Annotated in this window: 24 protein-coding genes and 1 riboswitch; of the genes, 15 read left to right on the forward strand and 9 right to left on the reverse strand. The window is 69.9% G+C overall.

Features of this window, described 5'->3' with window-relative positions; all coding sequences use genetic code 11:
• Positions 1–107 precede the first annotated feature (107 nt).
• Both EDD93_RS10065 and EDD93_RS10070 read left to right on the forward strand, forming a co-directional pair.
• Positions 108–1166: a metallophosphoesterase gene (locus EDD93_RS10065; RefSeq protein WP_123527680.1), complete on the forward strand. Its 1059-nt coding sequence runs from the start codon at positions 108–110 to the stop codon at positions 1164–1166.
• A 189-nt stretch (positions 1167–1355) separates the two neighbouring features.
• Positions 1356–2174 (forward strand): hypothetical protein, encoded by an 819-nt coding sequence (locus EDD93_RS10070; protein WP_123524826.1) that lies wholly within the window; start codon positions 1356–1358, stop codon positions 2172–2174.
• A 35-nt stretch (positions 2175–2209) separates the two neighbouring features.
• Here the strand turns inward: EDD93_RS10070 and EDD93_RS10075 are convergent, their stop codons facing one another.
• Positions 2210–2623: a helix-turn-helix domain-containing protein gene (locus EDD93_RS10075; protein WP_260255684.1), complete on the reverse strand. Its 414-nt coding sequence runs from the start codon at positions 2621–2623 to the stop codon at positions 2210–2212.
• A 24-nt stretch (positions 2624–2647) separates the two neighbouring features.
• Between EDD93_RS10075 and EDD93_RS10080 the strand changes: the two genes are divergently transcribed.
• A complete protein-coding gene (locus EDD93_RS10080) occupies positions 2648–3061 on the forward strand; it encodes a DUF4440 domain-containing protein (RefSeq protein ID WP_123524827.1) in 414 nt (137 codons plus the stop codon).
• Positions 3062–3210: 149 nt separating this feature from the next.
• On the opposite strand, the gene thiC is transcribed toward EDD93_RS10080, so the two are convergent.
• The gene (thiC, locus tag EDD93_RS10085) at positions 3211–5004 is read right to left on the reverse strand and encodes a phosphomethylpyrimidine synthase ThiC (protein WP_123524828.1); all 1794 of its coding nucleotides are present in this window, start codon (positions 5002–5004) and stop codon (positions 3211–3213) included.
• A riboswitch (TPP riboswitch) is annotated at positions 4997–5130 on the reverse strand. Its footprint overlaps the gene before it by 8 nt.
• 70 nt (positions 5131–5200) lie before the next feature.
• Between thiC and EDD93_RS10090 the strand changes: the two genes are divergently transcribed.
• The gene (locus EDD93_RS10090; RefSeq protein WP_123524829.1) at positions 5201–6535 is read left to right on the forward strand and encodes a YibE/F family protein; all 1335 of its coding nucleotides are present in this window, start codon (positions 5201–5203) and stop codon (positions 6533–6535) included.
• An 82-nt stretch (positions 6536–6617) separates the two neighbouring features.
• Here EDD93_RS10090 and EDD93_RS10095 read toward each other — a convergent pair whose 3' ends face one another.
• From EDD93_RS10095 to EDD93_RS10110, 4 genes are all read right to left on the reverse strand, one after another.
• Positions 6618–7055 (reverse strand): SsgA family sporulation/cell division regulator, encoded by a 438-nt coding sequence (locus EDD93_RS10095; protein ID WP_024489558.1) that lies wholly within the window; start codon positions 7053–7055, stop codon positions 6618–6620.
• A 101-nt stretch (positions 7056–7156) separates the two neighbouring features.
• Positions 7157–7927, reverse strand: a complete 771-nt coding sequence (locus tag EDD93_RS10100; protein WP_311318305.1) for a helix-turn-helix domain-containing protein — start codon at positions 7925–7927, stop codon at positions 7157–7159.
• 259 nt (positions 7928–8186) lie between these two features.
• Complete coding sequence (locus tag EDD93_RS10105) at positions 8187–8408, reverse strand: DUF5326 family protein (RefSeq protein ID WP_123524830.1); 222 nt, start codon at positions 8406–8408, stop codon at positions 8187–8189.
• A gap of 137 nt (positions 8409–8545) precedes the next feature.
• Positions 8546–8863, reverse strand: coding sequence for a cupin domain-containing protein (locus tag EDD93_RS10110; protein WP_123460477.1), 318 nt, complete (start codon positions 8861–8863; stop codon positions 8546–8548).
• Positions 8864–8931: 68 nt separating this feature from the next.
• Between EDD93_RS10110 and EDD93_RS10115 the strand changes: the two genes are divergently transcribed.
• The 6 genes from EDD93_RS10115 (at position 8932) to EDD93_RS10140 (ending at position 13861) form a co-directional block, all read left to right on the forward strand.
• Positions 8932–9309: a phage holin family protein gene (locus EDD93_RS10115; protein ID WP_123524831.1), complete on the forward strand. Its 378-nt coding sequence runs from the start codon at positions 8932–8934 to the stop codon at positions 9307–9309.
• Between the two features lie 67 nt (positions 9310–9376).
• Entirely contained in the window at positions 9377–10507 is a 1131-nt protein-coding gene (locus EDD93_RS10120; protein WP_123524832.1) for a cystathionine gamma-lyase, read from the forward strand.
• A gap of 308 nt (positions 10508–10815) precedes the next feature.
• The gene (locus tag EDD93_RS10125) at positions 10816–11712 is read left to right on the forward strand and encodes a LysR family transcriptional regulator (protein WP_123524833.1); all 897 of its coding nucleotides are present in this window, start codon (positions 10816–10818) and stop codon (positions 11710–11712) included.
• 63 nt (positions 11713–11775) lie between these two features.
• Positions 11776–12255, forward strand: a complete 480-nt coding sequence (locus tag EDD93_RS10130) for an NUDIX domain-containing protein (protein ID WP_123524834.1) — start codon at positions 11776–11778, stop codon at positions 12253–12255.
• 182 nt (positions 12256–12437) lie between these two features.
• The gene (locus EDD93_RS10135) at positions 12438–12965 is read left to right on the forward strand and encodes a DUF2269 domain-containing protein (protein WP_123527683.1); all 528 of its coding nucleotides are present in this window, start codon (positions 12438–12440) and stop codon (positions 12963–12965) included.
• A 5-nt stretch (positions 12966–12970) separates the two neighbouring features.
• Positions 12971–13861 (forward strand): GNAT family N-acetyltransferase, encoded by an 891-nt coding sequence (locus EDD93_RS10140; RefSeq protein WP_123524835.1) that lies wholly within the window; start codon positions 12971–12973, stop codon positions 13859–13861.
• 342 nt (positions 13862–14203) lie between these two features.
• Here EDD93_RS10140 and EDD93_RS10145 read toward each other — a convergent pair whose 3' ends face one another.
• Positions 14204–14629 carry a heme-binding protein gene (locus EDD93_RS10145; RefSeq protein ID WP_123524836.1) on the reverse strand — a complete coding sequence of 142 codons (426 nt, stop codon included), beginning with the start codon at positions 14627–14629 and terminating at the stop codon, positions 14204–14206.
• Positions 14630–14673: 44 nt separating this feature from the next.
• A complete protein-coding gene (locus EDD93_RS10150; protein ID WP_123524837.1) occupies positions 14674–15885 on the reverse strand; it encodes an MFS transporter in 1212 nt (403 codons plus the stop codon).
• A gap of 142 nt (positions 15886–16027) precedes the next feature.
• On the opposite strand from EDD93_RS10150, the gene EDD93_RS10155 reads away from it, so the two are divergent.
• Genes EDD93_RS10155 through EDD93_RS10165 form a run of 3 tightly spaced genes read left to right on the forward strand, consistent with a single transcriptional unit; the run spans position 16028 to position 18191 of the window.
• Positions 16028–16486: a MarR family winged helix-turn-helix transcriptional regulator gene (locus EDD93_RS10155; protein ID WP_073733208.1), complete on the forward strand. Its 459-nt coding sequence runs from the start codon at positions 16028–16030 to the stop codon at positions 16484–16486.
• A gap of 59 nt (positions 16487–16545) precedes the next feature.
• Entirely contained in the window at positions 16546–16998 is a 453-nt protein-coding gene (locus EDD93_RS10160) for a GNAT family N-acetyltransferase (RefSeq protein WP_123524838.1), read from the forward strand.
• Positions 16999–17027: 29 nt separating this feature from the next.
• On the forward strand, positions 17028–18191 hold the full coding sequence (locus EDD93_RS10165; protein ID WP_123524839.1) for a winged helix DNA-binding domain-containing protein: 1164 nt from the start codon (positions 17028–17030) through the stop codon (positions 18189–18191).
• Between the two features lie 36 nt (positions 18192–18227).
• Here EDD93_RS10165 and EDD93_RS10170 read toward each other — a convergent pair whose 3' ends face one another.
• A complete protein-coding gene (locus EDD93_RS10170) occupies positions 18228–19610 on the reverse strand; it encodes a serine hydrolase (RefSeq protein ID WP_123524840.1) in 1383 nt (460 codons plus the stop codon).
• Between the two features lie 220 nt (positions 19611–19830).
• Between EDD93_RS10170 and EDD93_RS10175 the strand changes: the two genes are divergently transcribed.
• Positions 19831–20586 carry a dienelactone hydrolase family protein gene (locus EDD93_RS10175; RefSeq protein ID WP_123524841.1) on the forward strand — a complete coding sequence of 252 codons (756 nt, stop codon included), beginning with the start codon at positions 19831–19833 and terminating at the stop codon, positions 20584–20586.
• Positions 20587–20641: 55 nt separating this feature from the next.
• Positions 20642–21049, forward strand: coding sequence for a RidA family protein (locus tag EDD93_RS10180; RefSeq protein WP_123524842.1), 408 nt, complete (start codon positions 20642–20644; stop codon positions 21047–21049).
• Positions 21050–21067: the final 18 nt, after the last annotated feature.

The following is a 21067-nucleotide window of genomic DNA, read 5'->3' on the forward strand; positions in this document are numbered from 1 at the left end:
TCACAGAGCACGATTCGCATTCCTATGATGGGCGGACGACACCGCGGACCGCCCCGACCAGCAGGGCCCGTCAGGTGTACGGCGGCGCGACGGTGGTGGAGGGGTCGATGACACAGGGGGCCGGTCAGGAACCCGCGGTGCGGACGGCGACGTTGCGCGACTTCCGCGTACCGCCCTATGCGCAGTCCCCGGCACCGCCGGCGTCTCCGCACCCGGGCAACGCCTTCCCGGAAGGTGAGGCGCCGGAGGGGTACACCCCCACCGCGCGGGACCTTCCGGTGATCACCCGCGAGAAGACCGTCCAGGTGCGGGCCGTTCCCGAACCCCGGCCCGCACAGGATCCGGAGCTCGGACCCCTGTACGTGGTCGGGGACGTGCACGGATATCTGGACGAGCTGCACGCCGCGCTCACCGAGCAGGGCCTGATCGACGGCGAGGGCAACTGGTCCGCGGGCAACGCGCGGCTCTGGTTCCTCGGCGACTTCACCGACCGGGGACCCGACGGCATCGGCGTCATCGACCTCGTGATGCGGCTGTCCGCCGAGGCCGCAGCCGCCGGCGGCTACTGCAAGGCGCTGATGGGCAACCACGAGCTGCTGCTCCTGGGCGCCAAGCGGTTCGCCGACACCCCGGTGAACTCGGGCGCCGGCACCGCCACCTTCCAGGCCGCATGGCTGCTCAACGGCGGCCAGAAGAGCGACATGGAGCGCCTCCAGGACGTCCACCTCCAGTGGATGTCCCGACTCGACGCGGTCGTCGAGGAGGACGGGCATCTGCTGATGCACTCGGACACCACGGCCTACCTCGACTACGGCTCCACCATCGAGGACGTCAACGACACGGTGCACGCCATCCTGACCCGTAACGACGCCGACGAGTGCTGGGACCTCTTCCGCAAGCTCACCAAGCGCTTCGCCTTCCGCGACGAGTCGGGCCCGCAGGCCGTCCAGCAGCTGATGGCGGCCTACGGCGGCCGGCGCGTCGTCCATGGTCACAGCCCCATTCCGTATCTGCTCGGTGAGGTCGGGTCCGAGGACGGCGAGGACAACGCCGGCCCGCTGGTGGACGGCCCGCACGTGTACGCGGACGGGCTCGCCATCGCCATGGACGGCGGAGTGACCATGGCCGGAAAGCTACTGGTCGTCCAACTCCCCCTGCATGACTGACGTTCTTCGGGGAAGACGCATCAACGACCTGACCGTGCCGACCACTGGGCCTATTTCCGGAAACCCCCTGTCACCCTGTGCCGTGGGCGCTCTACCATCGGCGTACCAGTAGCAGGCTCTCCTCCGTTTCCGCCCGACTGCCCGGTGAATCGGGCACGCAGGCCCTACGGAGCATCGGGGGATGCACACATGAACAGCGCTCCGCACCTGCTGACCGAGGACCGCCCCGAGTACGAGCGGATCCTCGACGACGCGCTGCGTCACGCCCATGAACGACCAGATCTGGCCGCAGTCGGCGAACGGCTCAACCCGGTTCAGCTGCGCACCATGGCGATGGCCGCCACCGCCCTGATCACCGCCACCGCGGCCACCGAGTACGAGCACTACGTGAAGGCCCGCGACGAACTGCGTACCGGTGCGGCCGCCTCCGACCAGGACTCGGCCACGGCCACGGGCGCCGACGATCCCAACGGGTCGGGGGCCGGCATAGGAGCCGTCGTCACAGTCCTCGCCCCGGTGCTGGCGGGCACGGCCGCGGTGATCTTCCTGCTGGTCGGCTACATCCTGAAGATGCTGAGCCCGCCGCCGTCCTTCGCGGGGACCATGGTCGGCGCCGGCTGGGTCTTCACGGCCCTCACCGCGGCCGCCATCCTGATCGCCGCCGTCGGCCTGCTCCTCACGGCCCTGCGCAACGGCTCCACGTCGCTGGCCGCCGACGACCCCGGCGAGGAACTGCCGGAGGACGTGGCGCGGGCCCGGGAGGCCTGGCGGCACGCGCTGCTGGAGCGGGGCATCCTGCCGTTCCTGCGGGACGCGCTGGCCGACCCGGGCGCCGCGCCCGCCGCCCGTACGCCCTATCCCTCGGCCAACCGCATCCCGAAGATCGGCTACAGCAGGCCGGACTTCTCCAGCCCGGACGACGGGCCGGCGGCCGCGCCCCGGCCGACCTTCACCAGTCCGGACTTCACCAGCCCCGACTTCGGCGGGCCGGAACACGAGATGGACTGACCGGTTCCGCGTCCGGGTTCCGGCCGGAGGCACGGTCAGGAGCTCTGCGGTTCGCCGTCACGGCCGGCACTCAGCCCCAGCAGCGCCTCACCGGTGGCATAGAGCTCGATCAGCAACGGCCGCAGCGTCCGTCCCCCGTCCGTCAGCGCGTAGCGGGTGCGCACCGGAAAGCCGCGCAGCCGCTCGGCCGACACCAGGCCGCCGTCCCGGAGCTCCCTCAGCCGCTGGCTCAGCACCTTCGCCGACAGCTGCGGCAGCCGTTCCCGCAGCTCCGTGAAGCCGAGCGGGCCGCCCATGAGTTCACGCAGGACGAGCGTCGTCCAGCGTCCGGAGACCGCTGCGAGCGCCACCTCGACGGGGCAGCCGGGATCGGGACGGCTGGTGCGGCCCCGCTCGGTCGGCGCCAGTTCGCGATCCGGCCCCGCGAGGGTTTCCGCTTGGTGACCCACGTCAACGGACTGTTGTCTGAAGGTATGACGCATTCCACCAGTGTGCAGCTCGCCACGGATGCCGCCGGGCATCCGCACGCCCTCGCGCGGGCGTTCAACACGTTCGACCCCGAGATCCTCGACCTCATGTACGAGCCCGGCTCGGTCTTCGTCCCGCGCCCCGGCGAACCGACGACGGGGTCGCAGCGGCTGCGCGCCAACGGCGAGTTCCTCGCGCTGCGGGTCCCGATCAGAGTGACGCCGCGCCGGACGTACCAGGCGGGCGACATCGCGCTCCTGATCGTGGACTGGCTCGTCGAGGGAGTCGCCGTCGACGGAAGCGACGTCCGTATCGCGGGCACGGCGACGGACATCGCTCGCCGCGGGGCGGACGGTTTCTGGCGATACGTCGTCGACAACCCGTTCGGCGTGGCTCCCCACCCGGGCTCCGGCGCCTGACGCACGCTCAACCGCAGCCGTGAGCATGCCCATCGCGCTGACCGACCGGTGGCGCGAACACGCCTGGCCACCGAGCCGCGCCCCCGACCGCCCCCCGGCTCCCGACCGGGCCGGACCCGGTCGGGAGCGCGGGACGCGCACCGTGGGCGTCAGTCCGCCAGCGGCAGGTACACCCGGTTCCCGCTCGCCGCGAACTCCTTGGACTTCTCCAGCATCCCCGCCTCGATCTCCTCGTCCGAGGCCGAGGCGACCAGGTCGGGAGCGAACTGCTCGGTGATGCTCCTGCTGATCTTCATGGAGCAGAACTTCGGACCGCACATCGAGCAGAAGTGCGCCGTCTTCGCCGGCTCGGCCGGCAGCGTCTCGTCATGGAACTCCCGTGCCGTGTCCGGATCGAGCGCCAGGTTGAACTGGTCCTCCCACCGGAACTCGAACCGGGCGTCCGACAGCGCGTCGTCCCACTCCTGCGCCCCCGGGTGCCCCTTGGCGAGGTCCGCCGCATGGGCCGCGATCCGGTAGGTGATCACACCGGTCTTCACGTCATCCCGGTTGGGCAGGCCGAGGTGCTCCTTGGGCGTGACGTAACAGAGCATCGCCGTCCCCCACCAGGCGATCATCGCGGCGCCGATGCCCGAGGTGATGTGGTCGTACGCCGGTGCGACATCGGTGGTCAGCGGGCCGAGCGTGTAGAACGGCGCCTCCTCGCAGATCTCCTGCTGAAGGTCGATGTTCTCCTTGATCTTGTGCATCGGGACGTGCCCGGGGCCCTCGATCATCGTCTGGACGCCGAGCCGCTTGGCGACCGTGTTCAGCTCGCCGAGCGTGCGCAGTTCGGCGAACTGCGCCTCGTCGTTGGCGTCCGCGATCGATCCGGGCCGCAGCCCGTCACCCAGCGAGTACGTCACGTCGTACGAGGCGAGGATCGTGCAGAGCTCCTCGAAGTGCTCGTACAGGAACGACTCCTTGTGGTGTGCGAGGCACCAGGCCGCCATGATCGAGCCGCCCCGGGAGACGATGCCGGTCTTGCGGCGGGCGGTCAGCGGCACGTACGGCAGGCGCACGCCGGCGTGGACCGTCATGTAGTCGACGCCCTGCTCGGCCTGCTCGATCACGGTGTCCTTGTAGATCTCCCAAGTCAGCTCCTCCGCCCTGCCGTCGACCTTCTCGAGGGCCTGGTAGAGGGGCACGGTGCCGATCGGCACGGGGGAGTTGCGAAGTACCCACTCACGGGTGGTGTGGATGTTGCGCCCGGTGGAAAGGTCCATGACCGTGTCGGCGCCCCACTTGGTCGCCCAGGTCATCTTGTCCACCTCCTCCTCGATGGAGGACGTCACCGCGGAGTTGCCGATGTTGGCGTTCACCTTCACCAGGAACCGCTTGCCGATGATCATCGGCTCGATCTCCGGGTGGTTGACGTTGGCCGGCAGCACGGCCCGGCCTGCGGCGATCTCCTCGCGCACCACCTCGGGCGCGACGTTCTCCCGGATCGCCACGTACTCCATCTCCGGGGTGATCTCGCCGCGTCGGGCGTACCCGAGCTGGGTCACCGGGTTCCCGTCCCGGCTGCGCCGCGGCTGGCGCGGGCGGCCGGGGAAGACCGCGTCCAGATTGCGCAGCCCGCCGCGCGGCGAGGTGTGCTTGATCCCGTCGTCCTCGGGACGGGCGGCGCGGCCCGCGTACTCCTCGGTGTCGCCGCGGGCGATGATCCAGTTCTCGCGCAACGGGGCGAGTCCGCGGCGGACATCGGTGTCGACACCAGGATCGGTGTACGGCCCCGACGTGTCGTAGAGCGTCACGTCCTTGCCGTTGCTGAGGTGCACCTGACGGACCGGCACCCGGAGGTCCGGGCGCGAGCCCTGGACGTACCCCTTGTGCCAGCCGATGGACTTCCCGGCCTCGTCGCTCTGATTGGAGGCAGGCATACGTGCGTCCGCTGTGGTCATGAGACCTACTCCCTACGCCGGCATTACCCGGTAACAGGTTCGGCGGTCGGCGCAGCTTGTCCCGTACGGACGTACGGAGATCAGCGCCCTCTCAGCCCGGTGCTCCGAGCTCCCGCGTGTGCAAAGGTGCCACCACGCTAACGCCCTCGCGGGTGTGCTGAACAGTGGGCCTCGCTCGTCTTGCGATGATCGGCCGGTGACGTCCCCCCATATCGTTCCCGAGCAGCCGTCCCATCAGCACGCCCACACGCACTCGCACGGACCCGCCGCTCCCGTGTCCAAGCACCTGCGCAAGGTGATCGCCGCCGTGCTGATCCCGTTCGCGGCCGCGGTCGCCGTCGGTCTCGTCGTGCTCTGGCCCGGTGGTGCGCCGGCGCACGAGCGCACCGGTGTCGGTTTCGACCGGCAGACCCAACAGGCCAAGGTGGTGAACATCGACAAGGTCGACTGCAAGGACGTGAACGCGGCCCAGCTGCCCGTCGACGGCGAGACACCGCCGGCCAAGGACCCGGCCACCGGCGGCGGGGCCGCGGACTGCGAGAAGGCCACGGTCGAGGTCACAAGCGGCGACGACAAGGGGCGCACCTTCATCGAGGTGATCCAGCCCGGCGCACCGCGACAGCTCCGCGAGGGGCAGGAAGTCGTCGTCGCGTACGCCCCCGACGCGCCCCACGACCTCCAGTACTCCGTGACGGACGTGAACCGGAAGTTCCCGATGGCGCTGCTGGCCGGGATCTTCGCAGTCGCGGTGGTCGTCGTGGGCAGACTGCGCGGGGTCATGGCGCTGGTGGCGCTCGCCCTGTCGTTCGGCGTGCTGACCCTGTTCATCCTTCCGGCCATTCTGCAGGGCTCGAATCCGCTGGTCGTGGCAGTGGTCGGGGCGAGCGCCATCATGCTGATCGCCCTCTACATCTGCCACGGGCTGACCGCCCGCACCTCCGTCGCGGTCGTCGGCACCCTGATCTCGCTGCTGCTGATCGGGCTGCTCGGCTCACTCTTCATCGGCTGGGCGAGCCTGAGCGGGAACACCGACGACAGCACGGGCCTCATCCACGGCCTGTATCCGCACATCGACATGAGCGGTCTGCTTCTGGCCGGCGTCATCATCGGTTCCCTCGGGGTGCTCGACGACGTGACGGTCACCCAGACCTCGGCTGTCTGGGAACTGCACCAGGCGGACCCGACCATGAGTGCGAAGCAGCTTTACCGGGCAGGTATCAGAATCGGAAGGGATCACATCGCCTCGGTGGTCAACACCCTGGTGCTCGCCTATGCGGGCGCCGCGCTTCCGCTGCTGCTGTTGTTCTCGATCGCCCAGAGCAGCGTGGGCACGGTGGCCAACAGCGAGCTGGTGGCGGAGGAGATCGTTCGGACACTGGTCGGCTCGATCGGGCTGGTCGCCTCGGTGCCGGTGACCACCGCGCTCGCGGCGCTGGTCGTCTCCGCAGACCGTACGGGGGTCGGCGCGGAAGCCGGAGCTTCGGCACCCGTACGGAGTGGCAGAGGACGCCGGCGACGGGCGAAGGCCTGAACAGGTGCACACGGAGAGTGATTCACCCGTTCGGCAGGTGTGGTGTTCGACCGGCACCCGGGGCCGGAAGGGCGGTTCCCCGTCAGCCGGCGTTCTGCTCCTCGGCCAGAATTCGCCCCAATGCCTCTTCCAGATTGCCCTCGAAGTCACCCAGCGTGCACTCCTGGCCGAGCGGGACGAGCTTGTCCGTCCGGTCGAGAAAGGCCACAAGAGGTGCTGTGCCCGCCCTGAAGAGGGCACGATCCGCCCCCACCTGGAGCCGGATGTGGACGTCGCACAGCCCTTCGGGCTCGGTCGGCCCGATGTGTACGTCGCCGTCGCCACTGGGGCTGTTCAGGCCATCGAGCAGCAGCTCACGGCCAAAAGCCCAGGTGACGGGGGCATCGCCGGGGAGATGGAAGGTCATCCGGATCGCGTACGGATCGCACACTTCGTACCGGAGCTCCACCGGGATACGGAATGAGAGCTCCTCGGAGACGAGGAAGCTCATCATGACCTCAGCTTGAACCGACTCGCGCATCGTTCAACCCCGCAGTAGATGAATCTGGCCAGGAATGATCCCCCATGGCCCTATTGACGCCATCGTGGTGCACGCGATAGCAGATCACAAGGAGTGATTTTTCAGATACTGATAGAGAACACGAACGAACGCAAGAGGCTGGCCACTTCGCCACGTAGTCGTTCGACTGCGGGGAGCAATCGTTCTTCCTGATCCAGGGGTACCGAAATGGCCATCGCCGCTGCCGTGAAGCCGGCCGCGATCGGGATGGCCGCGCAGACCGTCCCGAGGGCGTACTCCTGCCGCTCGATGACGGGTTCCATTCGCTCCAGCGACCGCAGCCGTTCAAGGAGCTCCGGACGGTCGCGTACGGAGTACCGGGTCAGCGGACGGACCGGATGGCGGTCGAGGTGGTCCTCGAGGGCCTTCTCGTCGAGCTGGCTCAGCAGACACTGGCCGATCGCGTGGGCGTGCCCGGTCTCCTGGAAGGCGGCCCATTCGTCCACCGCGGGCGCGGCCGGGGTGTCGGCGACCGCGAGGAGTTCGATCTCGCCGTCGCGGTAGACGGCGCAGTAGACCGGGGCGCCGACGATGTCCCGCCAGCGGCCCAGGGACTGGGCCATCCGGCTGCGCCGGTTCTGCAGAGCGCCGTCGCCCACCAGCCGCTCGGCGGCGGCACCGAAGAGGAAGACGCCGTTCTCACGGCGGAGATATCCCTCGTGGGTGAGGGTGCGAAGCAGGTGGTAGGCGGTGGGCAGTGGAAGCCCCGCCTCACGTGCGAGCTGTTTGGCCGGCGCCCCGTCGCGATGGGCGCCCACTGCCTCCAGCAGCCTCAGCGCCCGCTGCACCGATCCGATCAACGTCGGCACAGCGGTACTCGATGCCGTGGTCAACGGTCACCCCCAGGCATGGTGACGGGCGGTCAGCCCGCCTGTGGAGGCCGCCCCCACATGTCTGCCGCAGGTTCGGGTCCGGAGGCCGGATGCCCTGCCCACCACTGGTCAGGTGGTGACTGACGGTGCTCTCCCAGACGGCGGCAGCGGATTTCCACTGTATCGGCAGCGTCCGGAAGGGTTGCTGTTTCGTCCTCCGCTTCGCTCACCTGGGCTAACCGTGCTACCGGTGGTGCGGCCACCGGTCACCACCGGTCTCCTACCAGTCGCCGCGCGAGGAGGAGGACGACGACATGAACTTCCGCACGAGGAAGACGATCCCGCCGACCAGGACCACGACGATCAGGATCTTGAAGAGCAGCCAGACGACGAAGCCCACCACGCTGGCGATCAGACCACCGAACACGACGATCGCGATGACGGGCACCGCGATCCACTTCACCCACCAGGGCATTCCCGCGAATATCTCCCGCACCGCCATCTGTCCTACCTCGTCTCTGTGAGTTCCTGCTCCGATGCTAGAGGGGCGGCGGTGATCTGCGGGGGCCTCGCATCCCTTGAACTCCCCTGATCGAACCCTTAGGGATCCCCGAGAGACCGCTCCGTCTCCCGGCCCCCTCAGCCCTCGGGCGGCGAGAAGACCACCATCACCCGCAGGTCCTCGGTGATGTGGTGGAACTTGTGAGCCGTGCCGGCAGGTACGTACACGACGCTTCCTCTGCCCACCTGCGTGGTTTCCATGCCCACGGTGATCGACGCGCGTCCGCTGACGACGAGGTAGACCTCGTCCTGCTTGTGCGGCTGCTGCGGGTCGAGCTCGCCGGCGTCCAGCGCGTACAGGCCTACAGACATGTTCCGTTCACGCACGAACTGCAGATACGCGCCGTCGTTGGCGGCCCGTTCCGCCTCCAGCTCGTCCAGTCTGAATGCCTTCATGGCCTGTCCGTCCCTTACATATACCCGGCCGGTGTCCGCCACCGATCATGTCTGCCACGATCAGACACATGAAGAATTTCGTAGTCAAGACGATCGCCAACGCAGGTGCGCTGGCAGTGGCCATCTGGCTGCTCCAGGACATCACGCTGACCGGCGGCAGCACCGGCCGCAAGGTCCTGACCCTGATCGTGGTCGCGCTGATCTTCGGCCTGGTCAACTTCTGCGTGAAGCCGGTCCTGAAGCTGCTCACACTGCCGCTCTTCATCCTCACGCTGGGGCTGTTCACCCTGGTCGTGAACGCGCTGATGCTGATGCTGACCTCCTGGCTGGCCGACCAGTTCGATCTGAGCTTCCACGTCGACGGCTTCTGGACCGCCGTCCTCGGCGGACTGATCATCTCGATCGTCTCCTGGGCGCTGAACGTGGTCCTGCCCGACGAGGACTGATCCGCGTACACCTGGAACAGTGCAGGCAGTACCGGCGACGGACCGGGGAGAGAAGCGAGGACGCAGTATGAGCACCATGGGCGACGGAACCCGCGCGGTACGTGCCGGCCTGCCGGAACCGGAGCAGTACGAGCCGACTCTGCCCGGCCCGGTCTTCGCCGCACACTTCCATCTCTCCGGCGAGCCGGTCGGCCCCTACACCTACGGCCGCGACACCAACCCGACCTGGACCCATCTGGAACGGGCCATCGGCGAACTCGAAGCGCCGGGGAAGAGCGTCGAGACCACGGTCTTCGCCTCCGGCATGGCGGCGGTCTCGGCCGTACTGCTGTCCCAGGCGCGCAGCGGTGACGTGATCGTGCTGCCCGACGACGGATACCAGGCGCTCCCGTTGGTACGGGCACAGCTGGAGGCGTACGGGGTCGAGGTGCGGACCGCCCCGACCGGGGGCGATGCCCAGCTGGACGCCCTGGAGGGCGCCAGGCTGCTGTGGATCGAGACCCCGTCCAATCCCGGGCTCGACGTCTGTGACGTGCGGCGGCTCGTCGAGGCCGCGCACGCGGGCGGGACGCTGGTGGCCGTGGACAACACGCTCGCCACCCCGCTCGGCCAGCGCCCGCTTGAGCTGGGCGCCGACTTCTCGGTGGCCAGCGACACCAAGGGCATGACCGGGCACGGCGACATCCTGCTCGGCCACGTGGCCTGCCTCGATCCCGAGCTGGCGGCGGGGGTACGGCGCTGGCGCAAAGTGGTCGGCGCGATCCCGGGGCCGATGGAGGCGTGGCTCGCACACCGCTCGCTGGCCACCCTGGAGCTGCGGATCGAGCGCCAGTGCGCGAACGCCCTCGCTCTGGCCGAGACACTCACCGAGCGCCCGGAAGTGACCGGGCTGCGCTACCCCGGCCTGCCCGCCGACCCGTCGTACCCGAAGGCCGTCCGGCAGATGCGGCGCTTCGGCTCCGTGGTCTCGTTCGTTCTGGCCGACCGGGAGACCGCCGAGCGCTTCCTCTCGGCGCTCCGGCTGGCCGAGGACGCGACCAGCTTCGGCGGGGTCCGTTCCACAGCCGAACGACGGGCCCGCTGGGGCGGCGACGCGGTGCCGGAAGGCTTCATCCGCTTCTCGGTGGGCGCCGAGAACCCGGCGGACCTGCTGGCCGACGTGACACAGGCCCTGGCAGAAGCTGTCGCCGGGAGCTGAGGCGGACGACCGGGGCTGCTGCGGACGGCAGGGGCTGAGGCGATCGCGACGGGGCCGGCCGCCGTGCCGACGGCAGCAGGAGCGGCCGACGGTCGAGCGGCCGCGGCAGCAGAGGCTGTACGGACGGCCCGAACCTCCCCCCTCGTGGCTCGGACCGTCCCGGCCCTCCGCGTTCTTCACGCGAAGCACCGTCTCGACAAGGCTAGTTGACTCTGAGTCAGTGTCCAATCACAGTAGCGGCAGCGGCCTATCGCCATATTTATGGTTGTCCGGGCCCGAGACGTCGCACGGGGTGGGAGGGACAGGACATGGACCTGGCCCTGCTGCGCACGTTCGTCACCGTGCACCGGGCCGGTTCGTTCACCCGGGCCGCCGCGCTCCTCGGCCTCTCCCAGCCCGCCGTGACCTCGCAGATACGCACGCTGGAACGGCAGCTGGGCCGCCCGCTCTTCCTGCGCCGGGCCCGCGGCGTGACCCCCACCACCATCGGGGACGAACTCGCGCACCGGGCCGCTCCCCATCTGGACGCGCTGGTGGAGATCGCCGAGACGGAGCTGGACGAGGAGTCGGGCGTCCGGACCCTGCATCTGGCCGGGCCACCGGAGTTCACCTCGCTACGGGCGCTGCCCGCACTCACCCCGCTGATCGCCCAGGGCCTCGCCCTGCGCAGCTCGTTCTCCGCGGACACCGACGAGACGCTGGATGGTCTGGCCGCCGGACACCACGACCTGGCCATCGTGACGGCCCGCCCGCGCGGCGGTCTGCTCACCGCGACCCCGCTCTGCGACGAGGAGCACGTCCTGATCGCCGCGCCCCGCTGGGCCGGGCGGCTCGGCCCGGGGACCCTGCGGCGCAACGGCCCGGTCGTCCTGGAACAGCTGCCCGTGGTGGAGGTGCACGAGAGCCTGCCGCTCGTCTCCCGCTACTGGGCCGCGGTCTTCGACGCCCGGCCGGCTGCCGCCGGAGCCGTCATCGCACCGGATCTGCGGGCCGTCCTGGAGTGCACGGCGGCCGGCGCCGGGCTGGCCGTCCTGCCCCGCTACCTCTGCGAGGGCGCACTGGAGCGGGGCGAGGTGGTGGCACTCCTCGACCCTCCGGTGCCCCCGCTGCGCACCTACTTCCTCGCCGCACGGACCGGCACGCTCGCGCTGCCGCATCTCGCTCGCGCGCACGAGTGGCTGGTGCGCGCCGCGGCCGACTGGTGACCGCAGAACGCTCCGGCAGCCCTCAGGTGTTTCAGAAGGGGTCCAGCGGGCCACTCTCTTGCCATGACCGAACGCCCTGTGGTCAAGCGCACCGCACGCGCCATCCTGCTCGACGGCGACGACCTCATCCTGATCAAGCGGACCAAGCCTGGGGTCGACCCCTACTGGCTCACGCCGGGCGGCGGGGTCGAGCCCGAGGACGCGACCGTCGTCGACGCCCTGCACCGCGAGGTGGACGAGGAGCTCGGGGCCAAGATCACCGATGTGGTCCCCTGCTTCGTCGACACCGTGGAACACATCGAGGGCAGTGGGGTGAAGGGCGTCAAGGTCCAGCACTTCTTCGTCTGCCGGCTCGACTCGATGGACCTGTCCCTGCGCCACGGACCCGAGATCGACGACCCCTGCGGGGAGTACGACGTCGTCCGCGTGCCGTTCAGCAGGGTCGGAATCGCCGCCGTGCACCTCGTGCCGCTGTCGCTGCGGCACTACCTGGACGGCAACATCGAGGGCGTCCGGGCGATGCACGCGACCGACCTGGGCTGATCCGGGGCGGACGGGACGGCTGAGCCCTCCCCGACTACCCGCTCCGAGCAGCACCTACGTCGGGGCAGTGCCTACGTCCAGGGCGGTGCCTGCGCCGGGGCAGTGGCTACGCCGAGGTCAGTACGGACGGATACTCCCCTCGGCAGATGACCGGGCGGACGGCTCCCGGCACCGTGTTTCACGTGAAACCACTCAGCCGCCGCCCCCGCCGAAACCTCCTTGCCGCACACGTCGCGGTATCCGTCAGCTGGCTCGGACTCACCATCGGTCTGCTGACGCTGGCCATCGCCGCCCTCGCGACCGGGGACCCGGCCACCGCACGGGCCGCTACCCGGGCCATGAAGATCTTCGGTGACTGGCTCGTGGTGCCGGTCGCCCTGCTCTCCCTCATCAGCGGTCTGATCCTGTCGCTCCGCACCCCTTGGGGACTGGCCAGGCACCGCTGGGTCTGGACGAAGTTCTGGCTCACCCTGATCACGACGGGACTGTCGGTCCTCTCCTTGCGCCCCGGCATCAACGAGGCCGCAGAGCTCGGCAGGGCCGACATCAACCTCGTCGTCGCTCCGGCGGTGGCCACGGCGGCCTATCTCTTCATGACAGCCATCTCGGTACTGAAGCCGTGGGGTCCGACCCGACGTGGCCGGCGCCTGCGGATCTCGGCCAGTTCCGTTAAAGCGGTGGACGAGCGATCACCACGTCGGACAGCCTGACCCTCATGCCCAGCTCACTGCCCCGCCCACTCGCCGATCTACCCGTCCGGCGTCTCACCCGGGACGATCTGGTCCCCTGCGCCGACCTCAGCGAGAACCGCGGCTGGCCGCGTGACGAGCACCGCTGGGGGCTGCTCCTCACGGCGGGAACGGCTTTCGGTATCGACGATCCAGACGGCAAGGGCCTGATGGCAACGTGTGTGGTGACCTCCTACGGCCCTCGTATGGCCGCCATCGGCATGATGCTGGTCGCCGAGCGTTATGCCGGACAAGGAGTCGCCCGGTACCTCATGCAGCAGACGATCGAATGGACCGGGGGCGCCCCGCTCAGCCTCTACGCGACAGCATCGGGGCGCCCGCTCTACGAGAAGTTCGGGTTCGCCGCGGTGGGCACCGCACAGCGGATGGGCGGCCGTTTCCGGCCGACTGCCGAGCCCGGCGGCGGTCCGGAGGCGCTCGCTCGACCGGACCGCACCGTTCGTCCCGCAACGGCCGGGGACCTGCAGGCCATGCTCCGGCTGGACGCGGACGCGTTCGGCCTCGACCGGACACATCTACTGACCCGTCTCCCGGCCTTCGCCGATCATCTGCGGGTGGCCGAGGACAGCGGGGAGCTCGTCGGTTACGGGGCTCTCTGGCCGAGCGCAGGCAGCCAGGTAGTCGGTCCGCTGATCGCTCGGGACACCGCTACGGCGAAACTACTGGTGGCCTCGCTGGCCGGGGCGACCGACCTGCCGTTGCGGGCCGACATCGATGCCCGCCACCACGAGCTCCTCGACTGGCTCGGGGAGCGCGGCCTCCAGCCCGGCTCCGAGACCACGGTGATGGCCCTGGGGGACCGGCAGCCGGGGAACTGGACACACTGCTTCGCGCCGCTGAGCGTGGCGACGGGCTGAGACTCCGGCCGGTACACGGACCCGGGAACCGGGTCCAGGACACGGGCCCGGGAACCGGGTCCGGAGCGGCGCTCGCGCCGGGATGTTGTCGAACCGGACGTCAGTGGTCGAGCCGGACGTTCTCGCTGCCGTGCACCGCTGCAAACCGGGAGCTCCAGACCGCTTCGGAGACGAGGCACCAACCGCCCTCGTCAATGGCCCCGGACCACAGGGCTTTCGGGTCCGCCCACCGATATCGGCATTCGACGAACCCATGAATGTCAGCTCCCATGTGCCCCAATGCTGCGGCCACATGGGAGTCGGCACCGACGAATTGCCTTCGCCCTCAAGGAAGAAGCGGACTCAGACGAGGCCGTCCACGGCGCTGGTCGCGAACCCGTGGTCCTGCTCGGGCGCCCCGCCACCGACGCCGATGGCGCCGATCAGCCGACCTTCGCGGTGGACCGGAACGCCGCCGGCGATGAACAGCAGCGGCCGGTCCAACGCGGTGGGCAGGGTGTGGAAGAGGCCTCCCGGCTGGACGGCATCGACCAGGTCGGCCGTGGGGGCGTTGAGCTGGAGTGCCGTGTAGGCCTTGCGGGTGCTGGTCTCGCCGGCGATGAGGACTGCGCGGTCGTCGCGGCGGAAGGCCAGGAGATGACCGCCCGCGTCGAGGACCGTGACCGCCGCAGCGACGCCCGCGGCCTCGGCGGCCTGACGGGCCGCGGCGATGAGCGCCTCCGCGTCCTGGGTGGTCAGCGGGGCGACGGCTGTGGTGAGGTTGCTCATGGGATGACTCCTTGGTGCGGTGCGGGGAACGTGGGGCGCGGGGGTCAGCGCCGGGCGGCGGTTGCGGCGGCCGGCTCCGGGACGTGGGCGGCGACGGGGCGGCTCCGGGTGGCCGTGCGGCGCTCCAGGGTGCTGGAGACGACCGCGAGGACCAGGGCGGATGCGGCGAGGACCGCGCCGACCCAGTTGGGCGCGGTGTACCCGAGACCGGCGGCGATGACGACGCCGCCGAGCCAGGCCGACAGCGCGTTGCCGAGGTTGAAGGCACCGATGTTCACGGCGGAGGCGAGGGTCGGTGCGCCCGCCGCCTGGTCGAGCACCCGCTTCTGCAACGGGGGCACGGTGGCGAAGCCCAGGCCACCGATCAGCACGATGGTCACGGCTGCCGCGATCTTGTTGTGCGCGGTCAGCGTGAACAGCGACAGCACCACGGCCAGCGCCCCCAGCGACACGTACAGCAGGGGCATCAGGTGGCGGTCGGCGAACTTGCCGCCGAGCAGGTTGCCACCGACCATGCCGAGCCCGAAGAGGACCAGCAGCCAGGTGACCGAGGAGGCCGAGTAGCCGGCGATCTCCGTCATCATCGGCGTGATGTAGGTGATCGCCGCGAACACGCCGCCGAAGCCCAGCACCGTCATCGCCATGGCCAGCAGGACCTGCACGTTGCGGAACGCGGCCAGCTCGTGGCGGAGCCGGACGCCTTCGGCGCGGGGCTGGTCGGGGACGAGCCTGGCCACTCCGAGGAGGCCGACGACGCCGAGGGCCGCGACAGCGAAGAACGTGGCCCGCCAGCCGGCGCTCTGCCCGACATAGGTGCCGAGCGGGACACCGACGACGTTGGCGACGGTGAGCCCGGTGAATATCATCGCGATCGCACCGGCCTTCTTGTGCGGCGCGACCAGGTCGGCCGCCACGACCGATCCGATGCCGAAGAAGGCACCGTGGGCGAGGGACGCGATGACCCGGCCCACGAGCATGACCTCGAAGACGGGTGCGGTCGCGGACACCACGTTGCCGACGACGAACAGCCCCATCAGGATCATCAGCATGCGTTTGCGGGTGACCCTGGTACCGAGCACGGTCATCAGCGGGGCGCCGAGGACGACCCCGAGCGCATAGCCCGTGACGAGGAAGCCGGCTGCCGGGATCGACACCTGGAAGTCCGCGGCCACCTCGGGGAGCAGTCCCATGATCACGAACTCGGTGGTTCCGATACCGAATGCCCCGATGGCGAGGGCGAGGAGCGCGAGCGGCATGGGTTACACCTTCCCTGGAGATTGCGTCTGCGCCTTACGAGCGTTCACAATAATTGCATGCGCTGGTTAATTGCAAGCGCGGGCTATTGCGTACGTCGCCTATCCTGTACGTAAGCAGCTCCAGCACGGAGGAGAGACACCCATGACAGCGACGGACCCGGCACTGACCGCCCTCTCCCAGGGCTGGTGCGCGCTTTCCCTGCTCCACGGGAAGATCGAGGCCCACATCGAGCGTGCCCTGCAGAGCAGGCACGACCTCAGCGTGCGGGAGTACTCGCTGCTGGACGTGCTGAGCCGGCAGCACAGCGGACCGGGCGGACATCTGCAGATGAAGCAGGTGGCCGACGCCGTCGTACTCAGCCAGAGCGCCACCACTCGCCTGGTCACCCGCCTCGAGGACCGCGGTCTGCTGACCCGCTATCTCTGCGACACCGATCGCAGGGGCATCTACACCGACGTCACCGAAGCGGGTCTCACCCTGCTCGCCGAGGCCAGGCCGACCAATGACACCGCCCTGCGCGCCGCACTCGACGAGGCCGCCAAGGACCCCGAGCTGGTGCCGCTCGTGCGCGCGGTCGAGGAACTGAAGGTCCCCGTGTAGACCGGTCCGCAGGCCGAATGCCACCGCGTGGCCCGTGGCCACTGCGTAGGCTGCTGATCATGAGCGATCTGGAAATACGTGCTGCGGGCGTCGACGACCTCTCGGAGATCGTGGCCATGCTGGCCGACGATCCGCTGGGTGCGGAGCGCGAGTCTCCGGACGACCTCACGTCGTACCTGGCTGCCTTCCGGCGGCTGGCCGGGGATCCGAACCAGCACCTGATGGTCGCCGTGCGCGCGGGCCGGATCGTCGGCACGCTCCAGCTGACGGTGATCCCGGGCCTGTCCCGGCGCGGCTCGACGCGCTCCGTCATCGAGGGCGTCCGCGTCCACAGGGACGAACGCGGCAGCGGGCTCGGCACCCTGCTGATCCGGTGGGCGGTGGACGAATCCAGGCGCCAGAAATGCCAGTTGGTACAGCTGACCTCGGATGCGAGCCGGACCGACGCACACCGTTTCTACGAACGGCTCGGCTTCGTCGCCAGTCATGTGGGTTTCAAGCTCGCTCTCTGACCGCACATCGGCATCCGAGGGGAACGACGATGCACCACGTCAGCGACGGGCAGCGCCGCATCAGGCTGGCCGGACGCCATCTGCTGGCACCCGCCACGCGGACCGATTCCCCGGTGGCCGTGGCCGACGCCCTGGTCGCTCTGCACGCCACCGACGCGTCCACGGTCTTCCTGTCCGTGTGCGCCCGACTCCGTACCCCGGGCGTCGCCGCGGTGGAGAAGGCGCTGTACGAGGACGTCTCGCTGGTCCGGCTCCTCTCCATGCGCAACACGCTCTTCGTCGTGCCTGAATCGCTCGCCCCGCAGATCGAGGCGACGAACGCGCGCGCGGTGGCGGCCAAGGAGCGCAGGACCTTCCTGAAGCACCTGGCGGAGGACGGCCAGGGCCTGGACGAGCGCTGGCTGAACGCGGCGGAGAAGGCCACCCAGGCGGCTCTGACCGCCTGCGGGGCGGCCACGGGCAGCGAACTCTCCGCCGCCGTGCCCGCCCTGCGTACGAAGATCACGGTCTTCCCCGGCAAGAAGTACGAAGCGGTACAGGGGGTGGCCTCCCGCGTCATCCGCATCATGGCCGCCGAGGGGCGGATCCGCCGGGACCGGCCCCGGGGCTCCTGGACGTCCAGCCAGTTCCGCTGGACGGCAGCCGAACCGAGGCAGGCTCCCGCCACCGCCGAAGCGCAGGCGGAGCTGGCCCTGCGCTGGCTCCGCTCGTACGGGCCGGCTTCGGAGGCCGACCTCAAGTGGTGGACGGGCTGGGGGCTCGGCCAGGTCCGCAAGGCGCTGGCGGCCGCCGAAGCCGAGGAGGTGGGGCTCGATGACGGCTCGACCGGCTGGGTCGCGCCGGGAGACACCGCGCCCGAGCCGGCGCCGGAGCCGTGGGCGGCGCTGCTTCCTGCGCTCGACCCGAGCGCGATGGGCTGGGCCGACCGCGGTTTCCACCTCTCTGCCGAACACCGGGCGGCCCTCTTCGACCGCTCCGGCAACATCGGCCCCACTGTGTGGTGGGACGGCCGGATCGTCGGCGGCTGGGCACTGCGCGCCGATGGCGAACCGGTATGGCGGCTCCTGACGAACGCCGGCCGGGATGCCACCGCGGCGATCGAGGAAGAGGCATCCCGGCTGGCCCGCTGGGTGGGGGAAGCGCGGGTCACACCGCGCTTCCGCACCCCGTTGGAAAGGGAGTTGACCGCGTGAGCGGTCCGCTGGCGTGTTTCACGTGAAACACGACGCTCAACCTCCCAGGCCACGCCACCCGTTCTCGTCCACGCCGCCCGGTACGGCTGCTGCGGGATCGTACGGCTCACGAGTGAGGACGAACGAGCCCAGGTCCAGATGGTTCACGCTGCCGTCGTCGTTGCGGACGATCCGCAGCGTCTCCCCCGCGTAATAGCCGTCCAGCCCGATCCAGGTGCCGTCCGGCCGGGCAGTGAATCGAGCGCCTCGTCCGTCGCCGCGGAGACCGCGCAGTTCCAGTCCGCGATCGGCTTTCAGGCGCAGGATGTTGGCACGCGTGCCCCAGTACCAGGGGCCGGTCAGCGCGAGCAGTTCGGCGTCCACCTCGGGCAGCGGGCGCCACGGCTCCGGGATGCGGGGCTCGGCCTCCGCGACGATGTCCACGAGCTCAGCGGCCACCTCCCCGATCTGCGGCCCGGAGGTGGCGTTGGCGAGCACCACCGCTGCCACGTCCTCCTCGGCGCAGAACCACAGGGTGGCCAGGAATCCGGGCAGCGACCCGGTGTGACCGACGAGCGTGCGGCCCTCCCTGTGGATCACCTGCAGTCCCAGACCGTAATTCCCTTCCCAGTCCCCCGACTCGGGCGGCGCGGACGGCTCCTTCATCTCCGCCACGGACGCGGCGCAGAGCACCCGGTCGTCCCCCTCGGCAAGGAAGACGGCGAACCGGAGAAGATCGGCGGTGGTGGACCAGAGCTGGCCGGCCGGCGCCATCAGTCCGAGGTCCTCGGCCGGCTCGGGCAGCATGGCGTCGGCCCACGGGTGAACGGCCCAGCCTCCGGCATGCGGTGCCTCCGGGCCGGTGCTCGTGCGGTGCATGCCGAGGGGCTCCAGGACCTCGCGCCGCAGAACCTGCTCCCAGGACGCTCCGCGCACGGCTTCGATCAGGGCTCCGAGCAGCGTGTAACCGGGGTTGGAGTAGTGGTGACGCCGGCCGGGCGTGTGCATCCGGGTCTGCTCACCGAGCACATCGGCGAGCTCGGGCCGCAGGCTTCCCGGCGTCCGCTCCCACCACGGAGCAGGCGCTTCCGCACTGAGCCCCGCGCTGTGACCCAGCAGCTGATGAATGGTCACCTCGCCCACTCCGGTGCCGGGGAGGTGCTTCTCGAGCGGATCGGCCAGATCCAGCAGGCCCTCGTCACGCAGCCGCAGAACCAGCACCGCGGTGAACATCTTGGTGAGGGATCCGATCCGGAACTGTGTGTCGGAATCCGGGGCATGGCCGTCGACACAGCTGCGGGCGCCGTGCCAGACGGGCTGGCCCTGACGCTGCACAGCGGCTACGAAGGAGGGTGAACGCCCATCGGACTGGGCGATGGCGATGCGGCGCAGCAGAGCGCGCTGCGTAGTCGGAAGCAACTGTTCGGCAGGAGTGGTCATCGTCAACAACTACCGCCCGGAACCTCCGGAGGCCACCGGATTCTTCGGGCCGCCCGACCGGCCCGCCCGACCGACTCGGTGCCGGGAGCCACTGCCGCCCGATGGGCCCGGCCGGGCGGACCTCCGGCCGACGGGCCTTCGCCGGGCGGATATCCGGCCGAGTTCCGCCGACGGTGAAGACCCGCCCACCCGGGTCCGCCGATCACTACAGTCCAGTTGCATGACGACGATTACCACGCGCACGGTCGAGTACCCGGCCGACGGCCTGACGATGATCGGTCACCTCGCGCTCCCGGCCGGTGCAGACCGCGCGCCCGCGGTCCTACTCGGGCCCGAGGGCCTCGGTCTGAACGACCTCCAGCGCCGCCGGGCCGACGCCCTGGCCGAGCTGGGGTATGTGGCGCTTGCCTTCGACATCAACGGCGGACGCGTGTTGGCCGACCCCGAGGAAATGCTGGCGCACGTGACTCCGCTGCTCGCCTCGCCCGACCGGATGCGGGACATCGGGCACGCGGCCCTGGACGTGTTGCGCGCAGAACCACGGACCGACCCCGAACGGATCGCCGCCATCGGGTACGGCACCGGGGGCATCATCGCGCTGGAACTCGGACGCGACGGCGTAGACCTCCGCGCGATCGGAACGATCAACGGCCTCAACACGGGCCGGCCGGGCGAGGCGGCACGCATCAACTGTCCGGTATGGGCCGGCGTCGGTTCGGAAGATCCCATCATGTCGCGCGCCCACCGCGAGGCGTTCACCTCCGAGATGCAGGCAGCAGGCGTCGACTGGCGCTTCGTCGTCTACGGCGGGGCCCTCCACGCCTTCCACCACCCGACGGTCGACCACACCGTGCTCCCCGGCGTCGGCCACCACCCCCTGCATGCTGAGCGGGCCTGGCGCGATTTCCTCGATCTGCTCGCCGAGTGCCTCCCCCTGGGAGAACCGGCCGCAGCGGCGGCACAACCGTCTTCATGACACGGCAGGCGGGGCGCCCGTCCCGCCGCACCGACCGGGAAAGGACCCCGCGACCATGGCTCGTGCCATCACCCTGATCCGCTCCGACTCCCTCTCCGATGTCGCCGAGTACGCATACGCTGCCACGGCACCCGCCGACTCCCGCCTGATCTTCCTCGCCGGATCATGTCCGCTGAACAAGGACGGCTCCACGGCGGCGATCGGGGACTACGCGGGCCAGGCGGCGAAGGCGATCGAGAACATGCGAACCGCTCTCTCCGCCGCAGGCGCGTCGATCCAGGACGTCATCAGCACCCGGGTCCTCGTCGCGTCGTCCCGGCAGGAGGACCTGGTGACCGCCTGGCAGGTGGTCCGCGACTCGTTCGCCGACCATGACGTCCCCAGCACCTTGATGGGCGTCACCGTGCTCGGCTACAAGGACCAGCTCGTCGAGATCGAGGCCGTCGCCGCCGTACTCGACTGAGTCACCTCTCCCGTCCGT

Origin of the sequence: Streptomyces sp. 840.1, assembly GCF_003751445.1 — a bacterium.
Lineage (GTDB): Bacteria > Actinomycetota > Actinomycetes > Streptomycetales > Streptomycetaceae > Streptomyces.